14 protein-coding genes are annotated in these 17,892 nt (G+C 71.1%); 7 read left to right on the top strand and 7 right to left on the bottom strand.

The annotated features are described in order from the left end of the window. Positions 1 to 787, top strand: a 787-nt coding sequence (gene glnA / locus ABZ717_RS16920; protein WP_358511017.1) for a type I glutamate--ammonia ligase, incomplete at its 5' end; no start/stop codon positions are given. Between the two features lie 93 nt (positions 788 to 880). Here the strand turns inward: glnA and ABZ717_RS16915 are convergent. Continuing rightward, positions 881 to 1,369, bottom strand: coding sequence for a glutathione peroxidase (locus tag ABZ717_RS16915; protein WP_358511014.1), 489 nt, complete (start codon positions 1,367 to 1,369; stop codon positions 881 to 883). 86 nt (positions 1,370 to 1,455) lie between these two features. Here ABZ717_RS16915 and ABZ717_RS16910 point away from each other — a divergent pair, with 86 nt between their 5' ends. Then, positions 1,456 to 4,500 (top strand): bifunctional [glutamine synthetase] adenylyltransferase/[glutamine synthetase]-adenylyl-L-tyrosine phosphorylase, encoded by a 3,045-nt coding sequence (locus ABZ717_RS16910; protein ID WP_358511011.1) that lies wholly within the window; start codon positions 1,456 to 1,458, stop codon positions 4,498 to 4,500. Here the strand turns inward: ABZ717_RS16910 and ABZ717_RS16905 are convergent. Together ABZ717_RS16905 and ABZ717_RS16900 are read right to left on the bottom strand one after the other, a co-directional pair. Then, positions 4,488 to 5,672: a HAMP domain-containing sensor histidine kinase gene (locus tag ABZ717_RS16905; protein WP_358511008.1), complete on the bottom strand. Its 1,185-nt coding sequence runs from the start codon at positions 5,670 to 5,672 to the stop codon at positions 4,488 to 4,490. The two genes, ABZ717_RS16910 and ABZ717_RS16905, sit on opposite strands and share 13 nt — an antisense overlap. Beyond that, entirely contained in the window at positions 5,669 to 6,343 is a 675-nt protein-coding gene (locus ABZ717_RS16900; protein WP_358511006.1) for a response regulator transcription factor, read from the bottom strand. Before ABZ717_RS16900 ends, ABZ717_RS16905 begins: the two co-directional genes overlap by 4 nt. A 202-nt stretch (positions 6,344 to 6,545) precedes the next feature. On the opposite strand from ABZ717_RS16900, the gene ABZ717_RS16895 reads away from it, so the two are divergent. Continuing rightward, positions 6,546 to 7,151 (top strand): M15 family metallopeptidase, encoded by a 606-nt coding sequence (locus ABZ717_RS16895; RefSeq protein ID WP_358511002.1) that lies wholly within the window; start codon positions 6,546 to 6,548, stop codon positions 7,149 to 7,151. A 95-nt stretch (positions 7,152 to 7,246) separates the two neighbouring features. On the opposite strand, the gene ABZ717_RS16890 is transcribed toward ABZ717_RS16895, so the two are convergent. The 3 genes from ABZ717_RS16890 to ABZ717_RS16880 form a co-directional block, all read right to left on the bottom strand. Continuing rightward, positions 7,247 to 9,079 (bottom strand): carbohydrate-binding module family 20 domain-containing protein, encoded by a 1,833-nt coding sequence (locus ABZ717_RS16890; protein ID WP_358510999.1) that lies wholly within the window; start codon positions 9,077 to 9,079, stop codon positions 7,247 to 7,249. A 315-nt stretch (positions 9,080 to 9,394) separates the two neighbouring features. After that, positions 9,395 to 9,733 (bottom strand): hypothetical protein, encoded by a 339-nt coding sequence (locus ABZ717_RS16885; protein ID WP_358510996.1) that lies wholly within the window; start codon positions 9,731 to 9,733, stop codon positions 9,395 to 9,397. Positions 9,734 to 9,824: 91 nt separating this feature from the next. Next, the gene (locus ABZ717_RS16880) at positions 9,825 to 10,409 is read right to left on the bottom strand and encodes a hypothetical protein (RefSeq protein ID WP_358510993.1); all 585 of its coding nucleotides are present in this window, start codon (positions 10,407 to 10,409) and stop codon (positions 9,825 to 9,827) included. A gap of 353 nt (positions 10,410 to 10,762) precedes the next feature. On the opposite strand from ABZ717_RS16880, the gene ABZ717_RS16875 reads away from it, so the two are divergent. The 4 genes from ABZ717_RS16875 (at position 10,763) to ABZ717_RS16860 (ending at position 17,220) form a co-directional block, all read left to right on the top strand. After that, positions 10,763 to 10,918: a hypothetical protein gene (locus ABZ717_RS16875; RefSeq protein ID WP_358510991.1), complete on the top strand. Its 156-nt coding sequence runs from the start codon at positions 10,763 to 10,765 to the stop codon at positions 10,916 to 10,918. 23 nt (positions 10,919 to 10,941) lie between these two features. Beyond that, the gene (locus ABZ717_RS16870; RefSeq protein ID WP_358510988.1) at positions 10,942 to 13,902 is read left to right on the top strand and encodes an AAA family ATPase; all 2,961 of its coding nucleotides are present in this window, start codon (positions 10,942 to 10,944) and stop codon (positions 13,900 to 13,902) included. 175 nt (positions 13,903 to 14,077) lie between these two features. Beyond that, entirely contained in the window at positions 14,078 to 14,224 is a 147-nt protein-coding gene (locus ABZ717_RS16865) for a hypothetical protein (protein ID WP_358510985.1), read from the top strand. 32 nt (positions 14,225 to 14,256) lie between these two features. After that, on the top strand, positions 14,257 to 17,220 hold the full coding sequence (locus ABZ717_RS16860) for an AAA family ATPase (RefSeq protein WP_358510983.1): 2,964 nt from the start codon (positions 14,257 to 14,259) through the stop codon (positions 17,218 to 17,220). Here the strand turns inward: ABZ717_RS16860 and ABZ717_RS16855 are convergent. Continuing rightward, positions 17,217 to 17,801 (bottom strand): TetR family transcriptional regulator, encoded by a 585-nt coding sequence (locus tag ABZ717_RS16855; protein WP_358510980.1) that lies wholly within the window; start codon positions 17,799 to 17,801, stop codon positions 17,217 to 17,219. The genes ABZ717_RS16860 and ABZ717_RS16855 overlap by 4 nt on opposite strands. Positions 17,802 to 17,892: the final 91 nt, after the last annotated feature.

Here is a 17,892-nt window from a genome sequence, read left to right as displayed (position 1 = left end):
CCACGAGGTCGGCACCGCCGGTCAGGCCGAGATCGGCATCCGGTTCGGCACCCTGCTCAAGCACGCCGACAACGTGCAGCTGTACAAGTACATCGTGAAGAACGTCGCCAACGCCGCGGGCAAGACGGCGACCTTCATGCCCAAGCCGCTCTTCGGTGACAACGGCTCCGGCATGCACTGCCACCAGAGTCTGTGGAAGGAAGGCGAGCCGCTGTTCTTCGACGAGTCCGGCTACGGCCAGCTCTCCGACACGGCGCGTCACTACATCGGTGGTCTGCTCAAGCACGCCTCGGCGCTGCTGGCCTTCACCAACCCGACGGTGAACTCCTTCCACCGCCTGGTCCCGGGTTACGAGGCCCCGATCAACCTGGTCTACAGCCAGCGCAACCGTTCGGCCTGCATCCGTCTGCCGCTCACCGGCTCCAACCCCAAGGCCAAGCGCATCGAGTTCCGGGTGCCGGACCCGTCGGCCAACCCCTACCTGGCCTTCTCCGCCATGCTCATGGCGGGTCTGGACGGCGTCAAGAACAAGATCGAGCCGCCGGAGCCGCTCGACAAGGACCTGTACGAGCTGCCCCCGGCCGAGGCCGAGAACATCGAGACGGTCCCGGCGTCCCTGGACGCGGCGCTGGAGGCCCTGGAGGCCGACCACGAGTTCCTGCTGGAGGGCGGCGTCTTCACCAAGGACCTGATCGAGACCTACATCGACTTCAAGCGCACCGAGGAGATCGACTCCCTGCGTCTGCGCCCGCACCCGCGCGAGTTCGAGCTGTACTACGACATCTAGTGCGTGGGCCTGGAGAGAGGCTCCGGGCATGAGGGAGGCCACCGATGACGTTCTCCACGTCGCCGGTGGCCTCCCTCGTCCCTGGTCTCCGGGTCAGTTCGGCAGAACCGCCTCGATGGCCTTGGTGACCTCGCCGGAGTCCGGCTCGACCTGGGGACCGAAGCGCGCCGCGACGGTGCCGTCGGGGGCGACGAGGAACTTCTCGAAGTTCCACCGCACGTCGCCGGTGTGGCCCTCTGCGTCCGCCGTCTCCACCAGGGCCGCGTACAGCGGGTGACGGTCCTCGCCGTTGACGTCGACCTTCTCCGTCATGGGGAAGGTCGTCCCATAGGTGGTGGAGCAGAAGGTGGCGATCTCCTCGTGGGTGCCGGGTTCCTGGCCCATGAACTGGTTGCACGGCACGCCCAGGACGGTGAAGCCCCGATCGGCGTAACTCCGCTGGAGCTTCTCCAGGGTCGCGTACTGCGGGGTCAGTCCGCACCGGGAGGCGACGTTGACGACCAGCACCGCCTGGCCCGCGTACCGGTCCAGGCCTGCCGGGCCCCCGGTGAGGTCGGCGATCTCGACGTCCAGAACGGACATGTGCGCTCCTTGGGAGTAGAGGTGACCGGGGCATGCTATCCATCGACGGCTACCGTTGACGCGTGGCAAGGGAGGGAAGCACCGACATGACAGTAGGAGCGCTGGCCCGGCGTGGTTTCAGCGACAGCCCCAAGGCCCTGAGGTTGGTGGAACAGGCCGGGCTGGACGCCAGGGCCGACACCGAGGTCCTCACCTCCCTCGCGGCGGCGGCCGACCCGGACCAGGCCCTGTTGGGTCTGCTCCGAGTGCTGGAGGTCTCCCCCGATCCCGACGACGTGCTGCTCGCCCTGCGGGAGGAGCCGGACCTGCGGGCGCGGCTGTGCCGGATCCTGGGCGCCAGCACCGCGCTGACCGACCACCTCGTGCGCTACCCCGAGGACTGGCGGGAGTTGCGGGGCGCCGACGCCGCGCGCACCCCGCAACCGGAGGAGCTGCGCCGGGGGTTGTTGCACACCGTGGGCGCCCGGCCCGACGACGCGGTACCCGTCGCCGACCCGGTGGTGGTCGAGGGCGTGGACGAGGATCCGTGGACGGCGCTGCGGCACACCGTTCGGGTGGCGTACCGTCGTCGGCTGCTGCGTCTGGCCGGGCGTGACCTGACCGAGACGAACTCGGTGGAGGAGGTCGCCGCGGAGCTCTCCGACCTGGCCGCGTCCCTACTGGACGCGGCGCTGGCGGTGGCGCGGGCGGAGTCGCCCGAGGACGCCGAGCTGTGCCGGTTGGCCGTGATCGGCATGGGCAAGTGCGGTGGTCGCGAACTCAACTACGTCAGTGACGTGGACGTGGTGTTCGTGGCCGAGCCCGTCGGGGACGCCGACGAGCAGGACGCGTTGCGCGCGGCCACCCGTCTGGCGACGGCGATGATGCGGATCCCATCGGCGACCGACACCGAGGGCACCCTGTGGGAGGTCGACCCCGCGCTCCGGCCCGAGGGTCGGAGCGGTCCCCTGGTGCGCTCGTTGGCCGGCCACGTGGCCTACTACGACCGGTGGGCCAAGACCTGGGAGTTCCAGGCACTGCTCAAGGCCCGTCCCATCGCCGGTGACGTGGCGCTGGGCCGCGCCTACACCGAGGCGATCGCGCCGATGGTCTGGGAGGCCGCCGGCCGCAAGGACTTCGTCGAGGACGTACAGGCGATGCGCCGCCGGGTGGTGGCGCACATCCCCACCGGTGAGGCCGACCGCGAGCTGAAGTTGGGCCCGGGCGGCCTGCGCGACATCGAGTTCTCCGTGCAGTTGTTGCAGCTGGTGCACGGCCGTACCGACGACCGGCTGCGTTCGGGCAACACCCTCCAGGCGCTCACCGCGCTGTCGGAGTTCGGGTACGTGGGACGCAAGGACGCGGCGGGACTCACCGACGCCTACCGGTTCCTACGCCGGATGGAGCACCTGCTGCAGTTGGAGCGGTTGCGGCGCACCCACCTGATACCCGATCCCAAGACCCAGGACGGTCCCGCGCAGTTGCGCCGGTTGGGTCGGGCGCTGGGGTTCGGCGCGGACCCGGTGCGGGAGCTGACCGGTGCGCGCAAGCGGGTGTCGGCGGAGGTGCGGCGCCTGCACGAGAAGTTGTTCTACCGACCGTTGTTGAACGCGGTCGCCAAACTGCCCGACGAGGAGGCGCGCCTGTCCCCCGAGCAGGCCGTCGACCGGTTGGGCGCCCTGGGCTTCGCCGATCCGCGCGGGTCGCTACGGCACCTGGAGTCGTTGACCTCGGGTCTGTCCCGACGGGCGTCCATCCAGCGCACGTTGCTGCCGGTGATGTTGGGCTGGTTCGCCGACTCCCCCGACCCGGACGCGGGCCTGCTGGGGTTCCGGCAGGTCAGCGAGGCGCTCGGCACCACCCCGTGGTACCTGCGGCTGCTGCGTGACGACGTGCGGGTGGCCGAGCGGATGGCGTGGTTGCTGGGCACCAGTCGTTACGTGACCGAGCTGCTGCTGCGCGCCCCCGAGTCGGTGGCGACCCTGGCCGACGACGCCCACCTTCGACGTCGACGGATCGAGACGCTCATGGCGGAGGCGGACGCGGCACTGCGCCGGTACGAAACCCCGGAGAAGGCGGTCTCGGCGGTGCGCGCGCTGCGCCGCCGGGAGCTGTTGCGCACGGCCTCGGCGGATCTGTTGGAGGTGTCGTCGGTGGAGGAGGTCGGCGGCGCGCTGACCGACATCGCCGCGGTCACCATCGACGCCGCGCTGCGCGCCGCCTACACCAAGGTGGTGGCCGACTCGGGCGGTGAGGAGCTCACCCGGGTGTGCGTGATCGCGATGGGCCGGTTCGGCGGCGGTGAGTTGACCTACACCAGCGACGCCGACGTGATGTACGTGCACGACCCGATGCCGGGGGTGGAGACCGGGGCGGCCACCAGGCAGGCGTTGGCGATCGTTCGGGAACTGGCCCGGTTGTTGGAGATGCCGCAGGCGGAACCACCGTTGAAGGTGGACACCGATCTGCGTCCGGAGGGTAGGAGCGGACCGGTGGTGCGCACCCTGGCCTCCTACGCGGCCTACTACGGGCGCTGGTCACAGGTGTGGGAGAGCCAGGCGCTGCTGCGGGCCCGGCCGATCGCCGGGGACCACGGGCTGCGCTCGGCCTTCATCGCCCTGATCGACCCGCTGCGCTACCCGCGAGGTGGGATCGACTCGGCCTCGGTGTTGGAGATCCGCAAGCTCAAGGCACGGATGGAGGCCGAGCGGTTGCCGCGCGGGGCCGACCCGACCCTGCACACGAAGCTGGGGCGGGGCGGCCTGTCGGACGTGGAGTGGGTGGCCCAACTGATCCAGTTGCGGCACGCCCACCAACAACCGGACCTGCGCGTGAACGGGACCTTGGCGGCGCTGCGCGTGGCCGTGGCGCACGGGTTGTTGGCCGCCGAGGACGGCGTGGTGCTGGAGGAGGCCTGGCGGCTGGCGTCCCGGGTGCGCGGCATGGTGATGCTGGAGCGCGGCCGGGGCGGCGACTCGCTCCCCTCCGACCTGCGGGTGCGTGCGGCCCTGGCCGAGGCCATGGGCTACCGGGACGACTCCGAGGACGAGGACTCCGAGACGGTGGGACCCGCGGAGCAGCTGACCGAGGAGTACCTGCGGGCGACCCGCCGTGCCCGCGCGGTCATGGAGCGGGCCTTCTACGACGACTGAGGCACCGGCCTCGTGACGGGGGCCCGATCCGAGGGCGGCGGCAGCACGACCGTGACGGTCAGGCCTCCCCCCGCGCGCGGACGCAGGTCCAGGGTGCCACCGTGGACGTCGACGACCCGCGCCACCAGGGCCAGGCCCAGGCCATGGCCCTGACCGGAGCCGATCCTCCCCTGGCCACGGAGGAAGGGTTCGTGGAAACGGGCGACCGTCCGCGCCGTGTACACGGGTCCGGTGTTCTCGACTCGTAGGACGGCCTCGCCCGTGCGGGGATCGCGACCGGTGGTCACGGACGCGGTGCCCGCCTCGGTGTCGTCACCCGTCCCGGCGCCGCCCACGCCGATGTTGTGGCGCAGGGAGTTGCGCACCAGGTTCTCGGTGAGCTGGGTGAGTAGGACGGTGTCGCCGATGGCGGGCGCCGGGGTGAGTGCCGGGCACAGTCGTACCCCGAACCGTCGCGCCTCGTCCTCGCTCTCCGTGACCACACCGCGGGCGATCTCGGCGAGGTCGGTCGGCGCGGAGGCCGCGGTGACGGAGTTGGCGTCGGCCAGCCGCAAAAGCGCCTCGGTGAGGTCGATCGCGCGGGCGTTGGTGATGTCGAGCCGCTCCAGGAGACGGGGGTGGTCCTGCCCCTCGGGGTCGCGGCGGGCCACGTCCAGAAGCGTCGCGTTGACCGCCAGCGGGGTCCGGAGTTCGTGTGAGGCGTTGGCGGCGAAGCGCTCCTGTGCCTCGAACGCGTCCTGGACGCGGTCGAGCATGTGGTCGAAGGCGTCGGCGAGCCGGCGGAACTCGTCGTTGGGCCCCGAGAGCGCGACCCTGTGCCCCAGGCGCCCCGTGGCGGCGACCAGCACGGCCTCGTTGATCCGCCGCAGGGGGCGAAGCACCCAACCCGCCAGGAACCAGCCGCCGACCAGCCCGATCACCGCCAACATGAGCAGGACCACCCCCGAGACGTTGACGACGGCGCGCAGGATCTCCGGGCGGGCGGGGATCACGTTGTCGGCGTCGCGGGGGTTGGCGGCGGTGAGCGGATAGTCGGGGACGTATCGCAGGACCACGTAGACGCCGACCAGCACGGCCAGACCGGCGAAGACCAGGAACCCGGCGTAGCCGAGGGTCAGTCGCAGGCGTGCGCTCCCCCGAACCGATCCATGATCCCCTTCGAGGCGGTTCACCGACCCTCCTCGGGAACGACGAGGCGGTAGCCGACGCCGGACACGGTGACGATGGGGTCCGGCTCGCCGAGTGCCTTGCGCAGCTGGGACACCGTGACACGGGGCGCGCTGGTGAAGGGGTCGGCGTGTTCGTCCCAGGCCTTCTCCAAAAGTGTCTCCGCGCTGATCACTCCCCCGTCGGCGCGCATCAACAGTTCGAGGACGGCGAACTGCTTACGGGGCAGCTTCAAGTAGCGGCCGCTCCGGTAGGCCTCGCGACGGTAGGGGTCCAGGCGCAGGTCGGCCCACTCCAGCACCGGTTGGACGGTGGCGGCGGGCCGCCGCGCGAGCGCGCGCAAGCGCATGACCAGCTCCCGCACCGCGAACGGTTTGGTGAGGTAGTCGTCGGCTCCCAGGGAGAATCCGTCCACCTTGTCCCTGAGCCGGGTGGCGGCGGTGAGCATCAGCACCCGGGTGTGGGGGCGGTCGCGGGCGATGAGCGCGCACACCTGGTCGCCATGGGTGCCGGGGATGTCCCGGTCGAGGACGACCACGTCGTAGTCGTTGAGCCCGAGCCGTTCCAGAGCGGCGTCGCCGTCCAGCGCGACGTCGGCGGCGATGGCCTCGTGGCGCAGCCCCGCTTGGAGGGCCTCGGCCATGAACACCTCGTCCTCGACGACCAGTACACGCATGTGGTCCTCCCCTGTTCGGCCGGACCGCTCGGTCGTGCCGGGTCGGGGCACGGGCACGGTGGTCGAGTCGCGGAGCCTCAGTGTAGGTGGGGGCCGTGTTGCGAAAACGTTGGCTCGGCGGCCGACATCCGCGCAACATCCCTCGTGGTGGTCTGCCCCTCGGTGCCGAGCGCGGGGCTCGGGCCCGGAGGAGGGATTTTCCATGCGCCGTGCACGTTTTCGACCGGCTGTTCTCCTCTCCGCCGCGCTGGTGATGTCTGCTCTGGCGGGCTGCGCGGCGGCGGGCGCGAACGGCGGTGGCGCGTCCGAGGAGGGCAATGATCGGGGGTGGACCTCGGAACTTCCGGTGACCCGATTCAGCCCACTGGGCGAGGAGGACGGGTTTGTCGCCGAGGGCGAGGCCCTGGACCCGTCCGAGGAGGTGCCCGCCCTGGCCGGACTCGACTCGGAGCTGCTGGCGGCCGTGCGCGAGGCCGCCGACGCCGCTCTGCGGGAGGACGGGATCGAGGTGTTGGTGACGAGCGGGTGGCGTAGTGAGCGCTACCAGCGGTTCCTGCTGGACTCCGCGGTCGAGGTGTACGGGAGTGAGGAGGAGGCTGCCGCATGGGTGGCCCTTCCCGAGGAGTCCTCGCACGTGACCGGCGAGGCCGTGGACATCGGCCGCACGGACGCGGCCTACTGGTTCGCCCGGCACGGTTCGCGGTTCGGGCTGTGTCAGACCTACGACAACGAGGTCTGGCACTACGAACTCACCGTGGAGCCCGGCGGCACCTGCCCCTCGCCCTTGACGGACGCGTCCGCGGGCTGAGCCAGGGGAAAGGGCACCCTCGCGCCGCGGGGGCGCGGCGCGAGGGTGCCCGGGCTCGGGTCAGGGGGCGATGGCGAGGCGTCGGTACCGAGGGATCAGAGTCGGCCCCAGGTCACGGACGTGGCCGGGCCGACGCGGTTGTCCCCGGGTTCCCAGTCGGCGCTGCCGTCGGGACCGACCTTGACGAGCTTCCACTCGGTGTCGGCCTCGATGGTGGCGTCGCCGGTCCATTGGGGGTAGGTGTCGGCGTCGGTGCTCAGCGCCACGCCATCGGCGGGTTCCCAGGAACCGAGTTCGGGCGTGGAGCCGACCACGTGCACCTCCTGGCCGGGTTCGGTCTCGACCGTGGCGGTGATGGTGTCCGGGTCACCGGGCTCGCCGGGGTCTCCCGGGTCGCCGCCACCCTCGCAGTCCTCGACGCACTCGCCGCCCACGTGCAGCGCCAGGGCGCCCTCGGCGGGGACGGTCGCGGTGACCTCTCCACCGGAGACCGTGGCACCGCCGGAACCGGCGACGTTGTCGTACTCACCGTCGGGCAGGGAGGTGGCGGCGGTCAGCGACCAGCTCTCACCGGAGGCGTTGAAGGCGGCGAAACCCACGTCGCCGCGGTCGAAGGCCACCCGCGAGGAACCGTCCGTGGCGCGTTCGATCAGTTCGGCGCCGTCCACCGCGTTGCGGAAGGCGACCATGCCGCCGACGGTCTCGTCACGGTGCTCGCAGATCCACTCCGCCGAGGCACAGTCGCTGTCCGCGGTGATCCAACCGGCCGGGTTCCCTTCGACCTCGCCGACGCTGGGCGGGCCCGCGGCCTCGTTGCCCTGGAAGTCGTAGCTCGACATCACCACGGGGGTTCCGTAGGAGTGGGCGAGCATGAAGGCGGTCGCGAGGTAGTAGCGGTCGCCGTCCACGTGGGTCAGGGCGGGTTCGTACCGCTGGGTGTCGTGGTTGTCGATGAAGACCACGGCCTCCTCGGAGGTGAGTCCGCCGTGGTCGGGCATCGAGGTCAGGTTCGCGATGTCGCCGTTGGCGAAGCTGTGGGCGATGTCGCGCTGGTAGTCGAAGTTGGTGACCTGTCCGTAGGGCGTGTAGGCGGTGTAGGGGACCGTCGCGTCGCCGATGACCTCGTGGTAGACGTGCGGGGCGCCGCCGAAGCCGGGCACCTCGTTCAGGGAGCCGATGATGGCGCCCATGTCCTCCTCGGGGACGTGCTTGGAGGCGTCCACGCGAAAGCCCCCGACACCCATGTCGACCAGTCCGTTGAGGTAGCGCGCGATCTGGGCGCGTACGTGCTCCGAACCCGTGTCCAGGTCGGACAGGCCCAGGAGCTGGCAGTTCTGCACCTCGGACTTGTCGTTCCAGTTCTCGATGGTGTCGTAGCAGGGGGCGAAGTCGCCATAGGAGTAGGAGGCCTCGCCGTCGCCGAACAGGTCGGGGTACTCGTACTGTTCCCATTCGGTGCCCGCGCTGCCGGGCAGGTCGACCTCGGCGGGGCCGGTCATGTGGTTGATGACGGCGTCGACGTAGATGCGAACGCCGTTGTCGGCACAGGTGCCGACCATGTTCTCGAACTCCTCGGCGGTGCCGCGCCGGGTGTTCTCGATGCTGTAGGACACCGGCTGGTAGTCCTGCCACCAGGGATAGTCGCCGCCCTCGGAGGAGGGGACGACCACGTGTTCCTGGGGTGGGGACACCTGCACGCCGCCATAGCCGTTGGGGCCGAGGAAGTCGGCGCATTCGGCGGCGACGGAGTCCCAGTTCCACTGGAACAGGTGGACGATGGTGTCGCCCGTGCCCTCGGCGGCGGGGGTCACGTCGGAGACGGGGGCCGCGTCGGGTGCTTCCTGGGAGATCGCGGGTCCGGAAGCCGCTAGCAGGCCGGCTCCCAGCACCACGGCACCTGCGAGGGCGCCGAGTCGGGACGTTCTCATGTGCGCTCCTTGGGGGAGGTTCCGCGATGGGGCCACACTGCCCCATCGCCAATCTCTTGCATATCCTGCAAGAATTTGCGTAGGAGTGACGAACGTAACACGCAGTCTTGCCCTTGTGAACCGGTGTTTTTCGGTCGCAGCACGGCTCCCTACCACTGACCTCGCCGAAAGCTCTTGCAAGTTTTCCGAAAGGCAGCGTCGGGGTGAACCGGGAACGGACACGAAAAAGCCGGTGGCGGGTCGGTGCCCTCCGACCCGCCACCGGCGGAACGACCCCTCACGGGCGGGGTCGGGGGCGCCCCGCGCCCCCATGCCTCACCAGAAGACCGCCACGCCGATGTTGACGATGGCGAGCACCCCGGCGATGATCGCCAGGTTCTTGGCGGGCTTGCGGAGGTTGAGGACACCGACCACCACCACGGCGAGGGAGATGACGAGCTTGACGCCGATCTTCATGTGGTCGATGTCGCCGAGGTCGGCCATCTCGGCGACCCCCACCAGGAGCAGCCCGGTGACGAACTGGAGCAGGGAGCTGTGCAGCAGAACCTTGGTGGCCTTGACGTTGTCGGTCATCAGCTGCATCAGGAAACCGGCGATGATGCCGGCCAGGCCGAGCATGTGCAGGAAGACGAGCGCGGAGTAGAGAAAGTCCATGTCGACAGACTACTACGCGACGTAGTTCTCGCCTCCGCCTTCATGACACCCTGACGTAACAATCGGACCACCGGCTCGGTGAGGTCAACGCTCAGCCGTACCGCCGGGTTCCCCATCGGCGCCACTGTCGCCACAGCAGCCAGACCATCAGCATCAGGACCCCCACCCCCACCGCGCGCACCACCGCCTCACGGTCGATCGCCGCCCCCACCTTGGACAGCACCGTGGGTTCGGCGACCAGGAGCGTGTCGCTGGCGCAGGCCGAGGGTTCGTCGTCCCGTTCCAGCAGCAGGCACGCCGTGCTCACCACGCGCGCCTCCCCCGACGTTTCCTCCGGCACCCGGACCCGCACGGTGAACTCGGACTCTCCACCCACCGGGACGTCGACTCGCCAGTTGGCGACGCCCTCCTCCAACACCCCGCCCTGACCGACCTCGACCACCTCCAGGGGCTCGGGCACGTGCTGGGCGAGCAGGCCCCCCACCACCTCTTCACCGCCGTCGTTGGCGATCGTCGCCCGGTAGACGAACTCCTCCCCCGCCGGCGGCGGCTCGGGCGCCCCGGACAGAGCCAGTCCGACGAGCTCCGCCTCGGCCCCGGCCCCTCCCTCACCACCGGCGGAGGCCGGGGCGGTCAAAAGCGCCACGGCGGCGACCCCGGCGACGGCGCCGACCATCGCCCGCCCGGCCCCTCTCGTTCGACCACGTCCACGAACACCCTCGAAAACGGCCACATCCATCCCACGTCTCCCCGGTCTCACTGTTTCGCGCTGTGTGACACCTCAAGACAACTACGGGTACTCGTTCGATTACGTTACGTGACACACCCTCGTCGCCGCACACCACCGCCTCACCACCCGAAGTGCCCTCTTAGGTCCGGGAACGGCCTCTTGGTCGCGTGGCCTCGACGTCCACCGGGCGAAGGGCGCGCAAGATACGGATCCCTCCCGATGCGCGGGCCGTCCTCTTAGATCGAAGCTGGAACCCGAGGCGGCCGAGAGTCGACCGCCGAGGAGAGGAGGCAAGCCCCATGTTCCAGATCGAGACCCTGCGGAACTACGTCGACCGCCCCGGACCGAAGGTGATGTTGGAGCACCTTCAGGTCCGGGAGGTCCTGCGGGAGCGGCGCCGCCTCCGTTCGGCCCGCCGGGCCGAACGCCGATCCCGTCGTTCCACCGGCACCTGACCCACCTTCGTGGTGGGGACATAATGACCGACATGCCCCTGCTGCCCGCGACCACCACACACCTCGTCGGCCGCTCCGAGGAACTCCGCGCCCTGTCCGCCCACACCGGCCACTGCCGAACCCGGACCTCGGCGACGGTGATGATCGGCGGCGACGCCGGCGTGGGCAAGACCCGCCTGGTCACCGAGTTCGCGGCCACCCTGCCGGCCGGGACCGTGTTCGCGGGCGGCTGCCTGGAACTGGGCGTGGACGGCCTGGCCTACGCCCCGTTCACCACGCTGCTGCGTCAGGTGTTGCGGGAACGGGGCCGCGGTGTCTTCGAGCTCGCCGCCGACGGCGGGGTGGGCGAGCTCGCCCGGATCCTGCCCGAACTGGGGACGATCCCCACCGAGCGTCCCGAGTCCCGTGGCGTGCTCTTCGACCAGGTGCTGACGCTGATCCGATCACTGGCCGAGGATGCGGGGCCGACCGGGGATGGAGGCCTGACCCTGCTCCTGGAGGACCTGCACTGGGCCGACGGCGCCACCCGTGACCTGCTGGTCTTCCTGGTCCGGGCGCTGGACCGGCCCGGGGTCCAGATCGTCGCCACCCACCGGTTCGTCGAACTGGACGGCGCGCACCCGCTGCGCCTGCTACTGCCCGAGCTGGAACGTCTGCCCGAGGTGACCCGCCTGGACCTGGCCCCGCTCACCCGGGAGGAGGTCGCACGCCAAGCGCACGCCCTCACCGGCGACGCCCTGGACGCCCGGGGACTGGACGAGTTGTACCGGCGCAGCGACGGCATCCCCCTGTACGTGGAGGCGCTGGCCGGTGACGACGAGGCGTCCTCCCCGGTCCCCGAACACTTCCGCGACCTGTTGCTGGCGCCCGTGCGCCGGCTGCCCGCTCCCTGGGCCCGGGTACTGCGCGCCGCCTCGGTCGGCGCGCTCTCCGGGGAGGTGGGCCATGAACCACTGTTGCGGGTGACCGACCTGTCCGAGGAGAGCCTGGAGGAGGCCCTCCAAGGGCTCGTGGACGCCCGGCTCCTACGGATCAGCGGGGACGGCTATCGCTTCCGGCACGCCCTGCTGCGCGAAGCGGTCCACGATTCGCTGCTGCCGGGCGCGCGTTCGAGACTGCACCTGCGCTTCGCCCGGGACCTGGACGAACACAGCGACGCGGTGCCGGGCGAGCGCCGCGCCGCCGAGCAGGCCCACCACTACCAGGCCGCGAACGAACTGCCCCTGGCCCTGGCCGCGGCCTGGAACGCGGCGGTGCGCGCCGGGGAGGTCCTGGCCTTCGGCGAGCAGTCGGCCGTGCTGGAGCGGGTGCTCGCCCTGTGGGACCGGGTGCCCGAGGCGCGCGAGGCGGTCGGTGGCCGTTCCCTGGCCCGGGTGCGCGCCGACGCCGCGCTGGCCGCGTTGCAGAGCGGAGGGCCCGAACGCGCTTGGGAACTGTGCGACGCGGCGCTGCCCGACGTACCCGAGGGCCCCGACGACCATGACCTGGCCCTGCGCTCACTGCTGCTGCGCTGTCGTGGGCAGGCCCGGACCCAGTGCGTGGCCGAGGGTGCGGAGGCCGACCTGGCCGAAGCGCTGCGACTCCATCCGCCGCACATGCCCGGGTACGGACGCACCCTCTCGATCGTGGCGCGCGAGAGCATGTTCCGCCCACGGGAGACCCTCGGGCTGGGGCTGTCGGCGGTGTCGTTGTCCGAGCGCGCCCTGGAGGTGGCCCGGCGGGACGGGGACCGCTCCGCGGAGGCGGCGGCACTGGTCTCGCTCGGCTCGGTGTACATGAGTCGCGGTCGCGGTGAGGAGGGACGGCCCCTGTTGGAGCGGTCCGTGCGGTTGGGCCGTGAGATCGGCGACCCGGCGATGGAGGCGCGCGCCAGCGGGAACCTCGCCCACTACCTGCGCGAGCAGGGACGCACCGAGGAGGCTCTGGAGTTGCTGGAACGTTCCCTGCGGTACCAGCACGAGCGGGGTTCGGCGAGCCTGCACAACGGCTTCACCCTCCAGAACCGGGCGGAGGTGTTCTACGACACCGGCCGTCTACGGCGGGCCAGGGAGGTGATCGAGGAAGCCGCCCCGCGCGCTTCCACCCCGATGCACAGGGTCTTCCTGACGAGCCTGCTGGCCCGGACCCTGGTCGCGCTGGACGAGACCGCCGCGGCCCGTGCCGCGCTCGGACACGAGGACCTGGCCAGGGCCCGGGAGAGCCTGGAGCGTCTGGGTCGGGTGTCGGTGCTGAGTGTGGAACGCCTGGACCAGGCCCAACTGGTGGTCGCCGCCCACCTGGACGTGTACCTGGCCGAGGAGGACCTGTCGGCCGCCCGCACCGAGGCCGACGAGGCGCTGCGCCGGCTGGAGTTCCCCGACTCCCCCGGGTTCGGATGGGCGCTGCTGTCCCTCGTGGCCGAGACGGCCCGTCGCGGACGCGAGCCCGAAGCGGTCGAACGGACCACGCGCGCGGTTGAGCGGATGCCGGTGCACGGCCCGGTCCAGACGGCGTCGCGGGCCGATTGTCGGGCCCGACTGGTCGAGGCCGCGCGAGGACCCGCGGCGGCCGTCGAGGAATGGGGGCGGGCGGTGTCGGCCTGGGAGGCCGTCCCGATGCCGCTGCACCAGGGGTGGGCCCGGTTGCGGCGGTCCGAGTCCCTCGCCGTGGCCGGTGATCGCGCCGCGGCCACCGATCCCGTCCGGCGGGTACGGGAGAGTGCCCGCGCGTGCGGGGCGGTCGCGTTGGAACGGGCCGCCGACGACTTGGCCCGACGCCTCGGCCTCTCCCCCACCACGCCGGTGCCCGGTTCGGCGGGGTTGACGGCCCGGGAGACGGAGGTGCTGCGACTGCTCGCCGAGGGCGCCACCAACGCCCGGATCGCCGAGTCGCTGTTCATCTCGCCCAAGACCGCCAGCGTGCACGTGTCCAACATCCTCACCAAGTTGAACGTGCCCAACCGGGCCACCGCCGGCGCCCGCGCCCGCGATCTGGGCCTGGCCTGAGACCACCGCCGGAAGGGCTCAGGGGGCGTCCCGCACGTCTTAGCCGAGCGGGCGCCGGGGCCGTGTCCCCACGAGGGAAAGCGGGAGTTCTCCCCATGTGGCGGCGGGTGTCTTAGCGACATCGTCGTAGATGTGCCGAACACGTCCGGCACCGCACGACACACAGGGGACGGACATGACCTACGACGACCTGCGCACCGCCAACGCCCACGCCATGCGGGACGAGCGCCTCCAGCAGGCCGAGCGGATGCGAGAGCTCCGCCGGCTGCGGGCCGAGACACGCGCCCGACGCCGCGAGGAGCGTCGGGCCCGCGGCGAATAACGGGCGGAGAAATGTCCCGGGCACAAAGCATAATGAGCGGTATGCCCCTGCTTTCCGATACCAGTCCCGTCTTCGTCGGTCGCCGTGACCAGCTCCGGCTTCTCACCGACCAGGCCGACCGGGTGCGCTCCGGAACACCGGAGATGCTCCTGGTCGGCGGGGACGCCGGGGTGGGCAAGACCCGCCTGGTGAACGAGTTCACCGCCACCCGGCCGGCGGGAACGGTGTTCACCGGTGCCTGCCTGCAACTGGGCATCGACGGACTCTCCTACGCCCCCTTCACCGCGGTGCTCCGCCAGATACTGCGCGAGTGCGGCCGGGCACCGTTCGAGGAGGCCGCCCCCAGTGGGCTGGGAGAGTTCGCCCGGCTCCTGCCGGAGCTGGGCCCCGTCCCCGAGGAGCGTCGGGAGAACCGGGGCATCCTCTTCGAACAACTACTGCGCCTGTTCACCCTGTTGGCCGGGGACGAGGGCGCCACCGTGGTGCTGGAGGACCTGCACTGGGCCGACGGCGCCACGCGTGACCTGCTGGTCTTCCTGATCCGCAACCTGGATCGGCCCGGGATCCAGATCGTCGCCACCTTCCGCAGCGACGACCTGCACCGCGCGCACCCGCTGCGCCGGCTGCTGCCCGAGCTGGAACGTCTGCCCGGGGTGGGTCGGATCCAGTTGGAGCCGCTCTCCCGCGAGGAGGTGGCCGCCCAGACCCGGGCGATCCGGGGCGAGGACCTCACCCCCGCGGAACTGGACTCGCTGTACCGGCGCAGCGAGGGGGTGCCCCTCTTCGTGGAGGCACTGGCCACCGCCGATACCTGTCCGACCGACGAGGACCCCGACCTGCCCGACCACTTCCGCGACCTTTTGTTGGAGCCGCTGAACCGGTTCGACGACACCGCGTGGGCCGTGCTGCGCGCGGCGGCGGTGGGAGCGGTGAGCGGCACCGTCGAACACGAAGTGCTGTACCACGCGGTCGGGTTGCCCGAACGTGAGTTGGAGGCCGCCCTGCGCACCTTGGTGGACGCCAACGTGCTGCGGGCCGGGCAGACCGGATACCGCTTCCGGCACGCGCTGCTGCGCGACGCCGTACACGGGGAGATCCTGCCCGGACCGCACGCCCGGCTGCACCTGCGCTTCGCCCAGCTCATCGACGAGTATCCCCACACCGTCCCCGCCGACCGACGCGCCGCCGAGGAGGCCCACCACTACCAGGCCGCGCACGACCTGCCCAGGGCTCTACAGGCCGCCTGGTGGGCGGCGATCCGCGCCGGTGAGACGCTCGCCTTCAACGAGGAACTGGCCATGCTGGAACGGGTATTGGACCTGTGGGACCAGGTACCCGATGCCGCCGAACGTGCCCAGGGCCACACCCGTGCCCAGGTGGTGAGTCGTGCGGCCGGGGCGGCGCTGGACGCCGGTCGACACAAGCGTGCGTTGGAGCTGGTGCAGGAGGCTCTGATCGAACTGCCCGAGGAGCCCACCGACGACGAGACGCGCACGGTACGAGCCGTGTTGTTGCGCAAGCGCGGCCAGGCGCGCTCTTCGGACATGAGCGACCACGGCCTGTTCGATCTGGTGCGGGCGCTCGAAACACACCCGCCGCACATGCCGGGGTACGCGCAGCTGCTGGCCGCCCTGGCCCGAGAGATGGTGCTGCTGCGCAAGGACCGTGCGGACACCCCGCAACGACGTCTTCTGGAGGAGTTGGCCCGAGCGGGAAGTCTCCCACGCGTACTCGCCGAACGCGCCATCGAGGTGGCCGACCGCGACGACACGGCCGATCGCTGCGGTGGGGTGGAGGCGCGCATCCTCCTGAGCGACCTGCTCCTGGAAGCGGGCGACGTGGAACGAGGTCGGCCCTTCATGGAGGAGATGGTCCGGGAGAGCGAGCAGATGGCCAACCCGGTGCTCGAAGCGCGTGGCACCGCCAACCTCGGTCACTACCTGCGAGAGCTGGGCCACCACGAGGAGGGACTCCGGGTGTTGGAGGACTCCCTGGAGCGTCACGAACGGATGGGGTGGGCATCGGCCCACAGTGCGTTCAACCACCAGAACCAGACCGAGATCCGGTTCGAGATGGGGGACCTGGCTCGGGCGCGCGAGCTGGCCGAACGTGCCGCCGCCACCTCCCCCACCCGATCCAAACTGCACTACATCCAGACGGTGCTGGCCCGGATCGCGGTCGTCCAGGGAGACCTGGACGCGGCCCGGCGGGCCGCCGGGCCCCTGGGCGATCGGAGTCTGCTCGGCCTGCATCGGATGAACCTTCTGCAGCTACGGTCCCTGGCCGCCCTGGAGACCGCGCTGGCCGAGGAGGAGGTCGCGGAAGCCCTGGCCCTGTCCCGCACCCTCATGGAGCGAGTGGTCCTGGAGGAGAGCGCCGGCTACACGTGGCCGCTGCTGGCGGTGATGGCCGAGGCGGCCCGGCGGGGAGCGGCTCCGGAAGTGTCGTCCCAGGTGGCCGACCTCGCCGCACGCACGTCGATCACGGGTTCGGTCATGCCCGCCTACGCGGCGTCCGTCGCCGCGCTGACGGCGCAGGTCGAGGGGGAGGACACCACCGACCTGTGGAAGAGCGCCGTGGTGGCGTGGGAGGCGGTCCCGATGCCGCTGCACCTGGCCCGGGCCCGGCTGCGTGAGGCCGAAGTGGTGGCCGCGGGCGACCGCGACCTGGCGGTGCGCCGGGTCCGGCAGGTGTACGAGACCGCGGTCGAGTGCGGGGCCGTGCCGCTGTCCCGCGCCGCGGAGGGGCTGGCGCGCAGACTCGGCGCCGGGGTGACCGAGCGGGCGGCCCCACCGGTGGCGCCGGCGGGGCTGACCGCACGCGAGAGCGAGGTGCTGCGGTTGCTCGCCGAGGGCGCCACCAACGCCCGGATCGCCGAGCGGCTGTTCATCTCGCCCAAGACCGCCAGCGTCCACGTGTCCAACATCCTCACCAAGCTGGACGTGCCCAACCGCGCCACCGCCGGCGCCCGTGCCCGGGGGTTGGGCCTGGCCTAGTTCCCGCCGTCGAGGACGAGGCCGTCGACCACCAGGGTGACCAGCCGGTCCAGGTCGCCCTCGGGGGCGAGCACCCCGGGCAGGGTCAGGTACTCGGTGACCAACCGGTTCAGGGCCAGGTAGAGCACGAGGACGGTGTCGCGACCGCCCGGCATCGCCGCCTCCTCGTGGAAGGCGAAGTTGGCCTCCAGGTCGGCGCGCACGCGAGCGGTCATGTCCGCGCGCAGTTCCGGGCGGCGGGTGGCCTCCAGTTGGAGTTCCAGGGTGGCCAGGTAGACGTGGGGGTCGGCGGCCAGGCGCCTGACCGTGGCGCGCATGACCTCGGCGAGTTTGGCCCGGTCGCGGGCACCGACCAACACGTTGTCCCACTCGTCCTGTTCGGGCATGAAGCGCTCGTAGGTGCGCGCGCCGGTCTGGGCGAGCAGGTCGCCGCGGTCGGTGAAGTAGTTGGAGGCGGTTCCGGTGGGGACGCCCGCCCGGGTGTCGACGGCGCGGAAGGTGAGCCCGCGCGCGCCCTCTTCGGCGAGTGTCTCGATGGCGGCGTCCAGTAGCGCGGCGCGCCGCTCCGGGTTCCTGACCACGGCTTTCTCCCTTGTTCCGAGGTTTTCGGAAAAACCTCTTGGCAAACCACTACATGCGAAGTACTTTACTTGAAGTACTTCAACCATAGTG

It is taken from the genome of Nocardiopsis sp. NPDC006832 (assembly GCF_040635885.1).
GTDB lineage: Bacteria > Actinomycetota > Actinomycetes > Streptosporangiales > Streptosporangiaceae > Nocardiopsis.
The sequence above is the reverse complement of the archived record's forward strand: the minus strand, read 5'-3'. Positions and strand labels throughout refer to the sequence as shown.

Coding starts and splice junctions, on each gene's coding strand:
- ABZ717_RS16875 (WP_358510991.1), top strand. CDS start 10,763: ATGTTCCAGATCGAGACCCTGCGGAACTACGTCGACCGCCCCGGACCG.
- ABZ717_RS16865 (WP_358510985.1), top strand. CDS start 14,078: ATGACCTACGACGACCTGCGCACCGCCAACGCCCACGCCATGCGGGAC.
- ABZ717_RS16915 (WP_358511014.1), bottom strand. CDS start 1,369: ATGTCCGTTCTGGACGTCGAGATCGCCGACCTCACCGGGGGCCCGGCA.
- ABZ717_RS16890 (WP_358510999.1), bottom strand. CDS start 9,079: ATGAGAACGTCCCGACTCGGCGCCCTCGCAGGTGCCGTGGTGCTGGGA.
- ABZ717_RS16880 (WP_358510993.1), bottom strand. CDS start 10,409: ATGGTCGGCGCCGTCGCCGGGGTCGCCGCCGTGGCGCTTTTGACCGCC.
- ABZ717_RS16870 (WP_358510988.1), top strand. CDS start 10,942: ATGACCGACATGCCCCTGCTGCCCGCGACCACCACACACCTCGTCGGC.
- ABZ717_RS16860 (WP_358510983.1), top strand. CDS start 14,257: ATGAGCGGTATGCCCCTGCTTTCCGATACCAGTCCCGTCTTCGTCGGT.
- ABZ717_RS16910 (WP_358511011.1), top strand. CDS start 1,456: ATGACAGTAGGAGCGCTGGCCCGGCGTGGTTTCAGCGACAGCCCCAAG.
- ABZ717_RS16885 (WP_358510996.1), bottom strand. CDS start 9,733: ATGGACTTTCTCTACTCCGCGCTCGTCTTCCTGCACATGCTCGGCCTG.
- ABZ717_RS16895 (WP_358511002.1), top strand. CDS start 6,546: ATGCGCCGTGCACGTTTTCGACCGGCTGTTCTCCTCTCCGCCGCGCTG.
- ABZ717_RS16900 (WP_358511006.1), bottom strand. CDS start 6,343: ATGCGTGTACTGGTCGTCGAGGACGAGGTGTTCATGGCCGAGGCCCTC.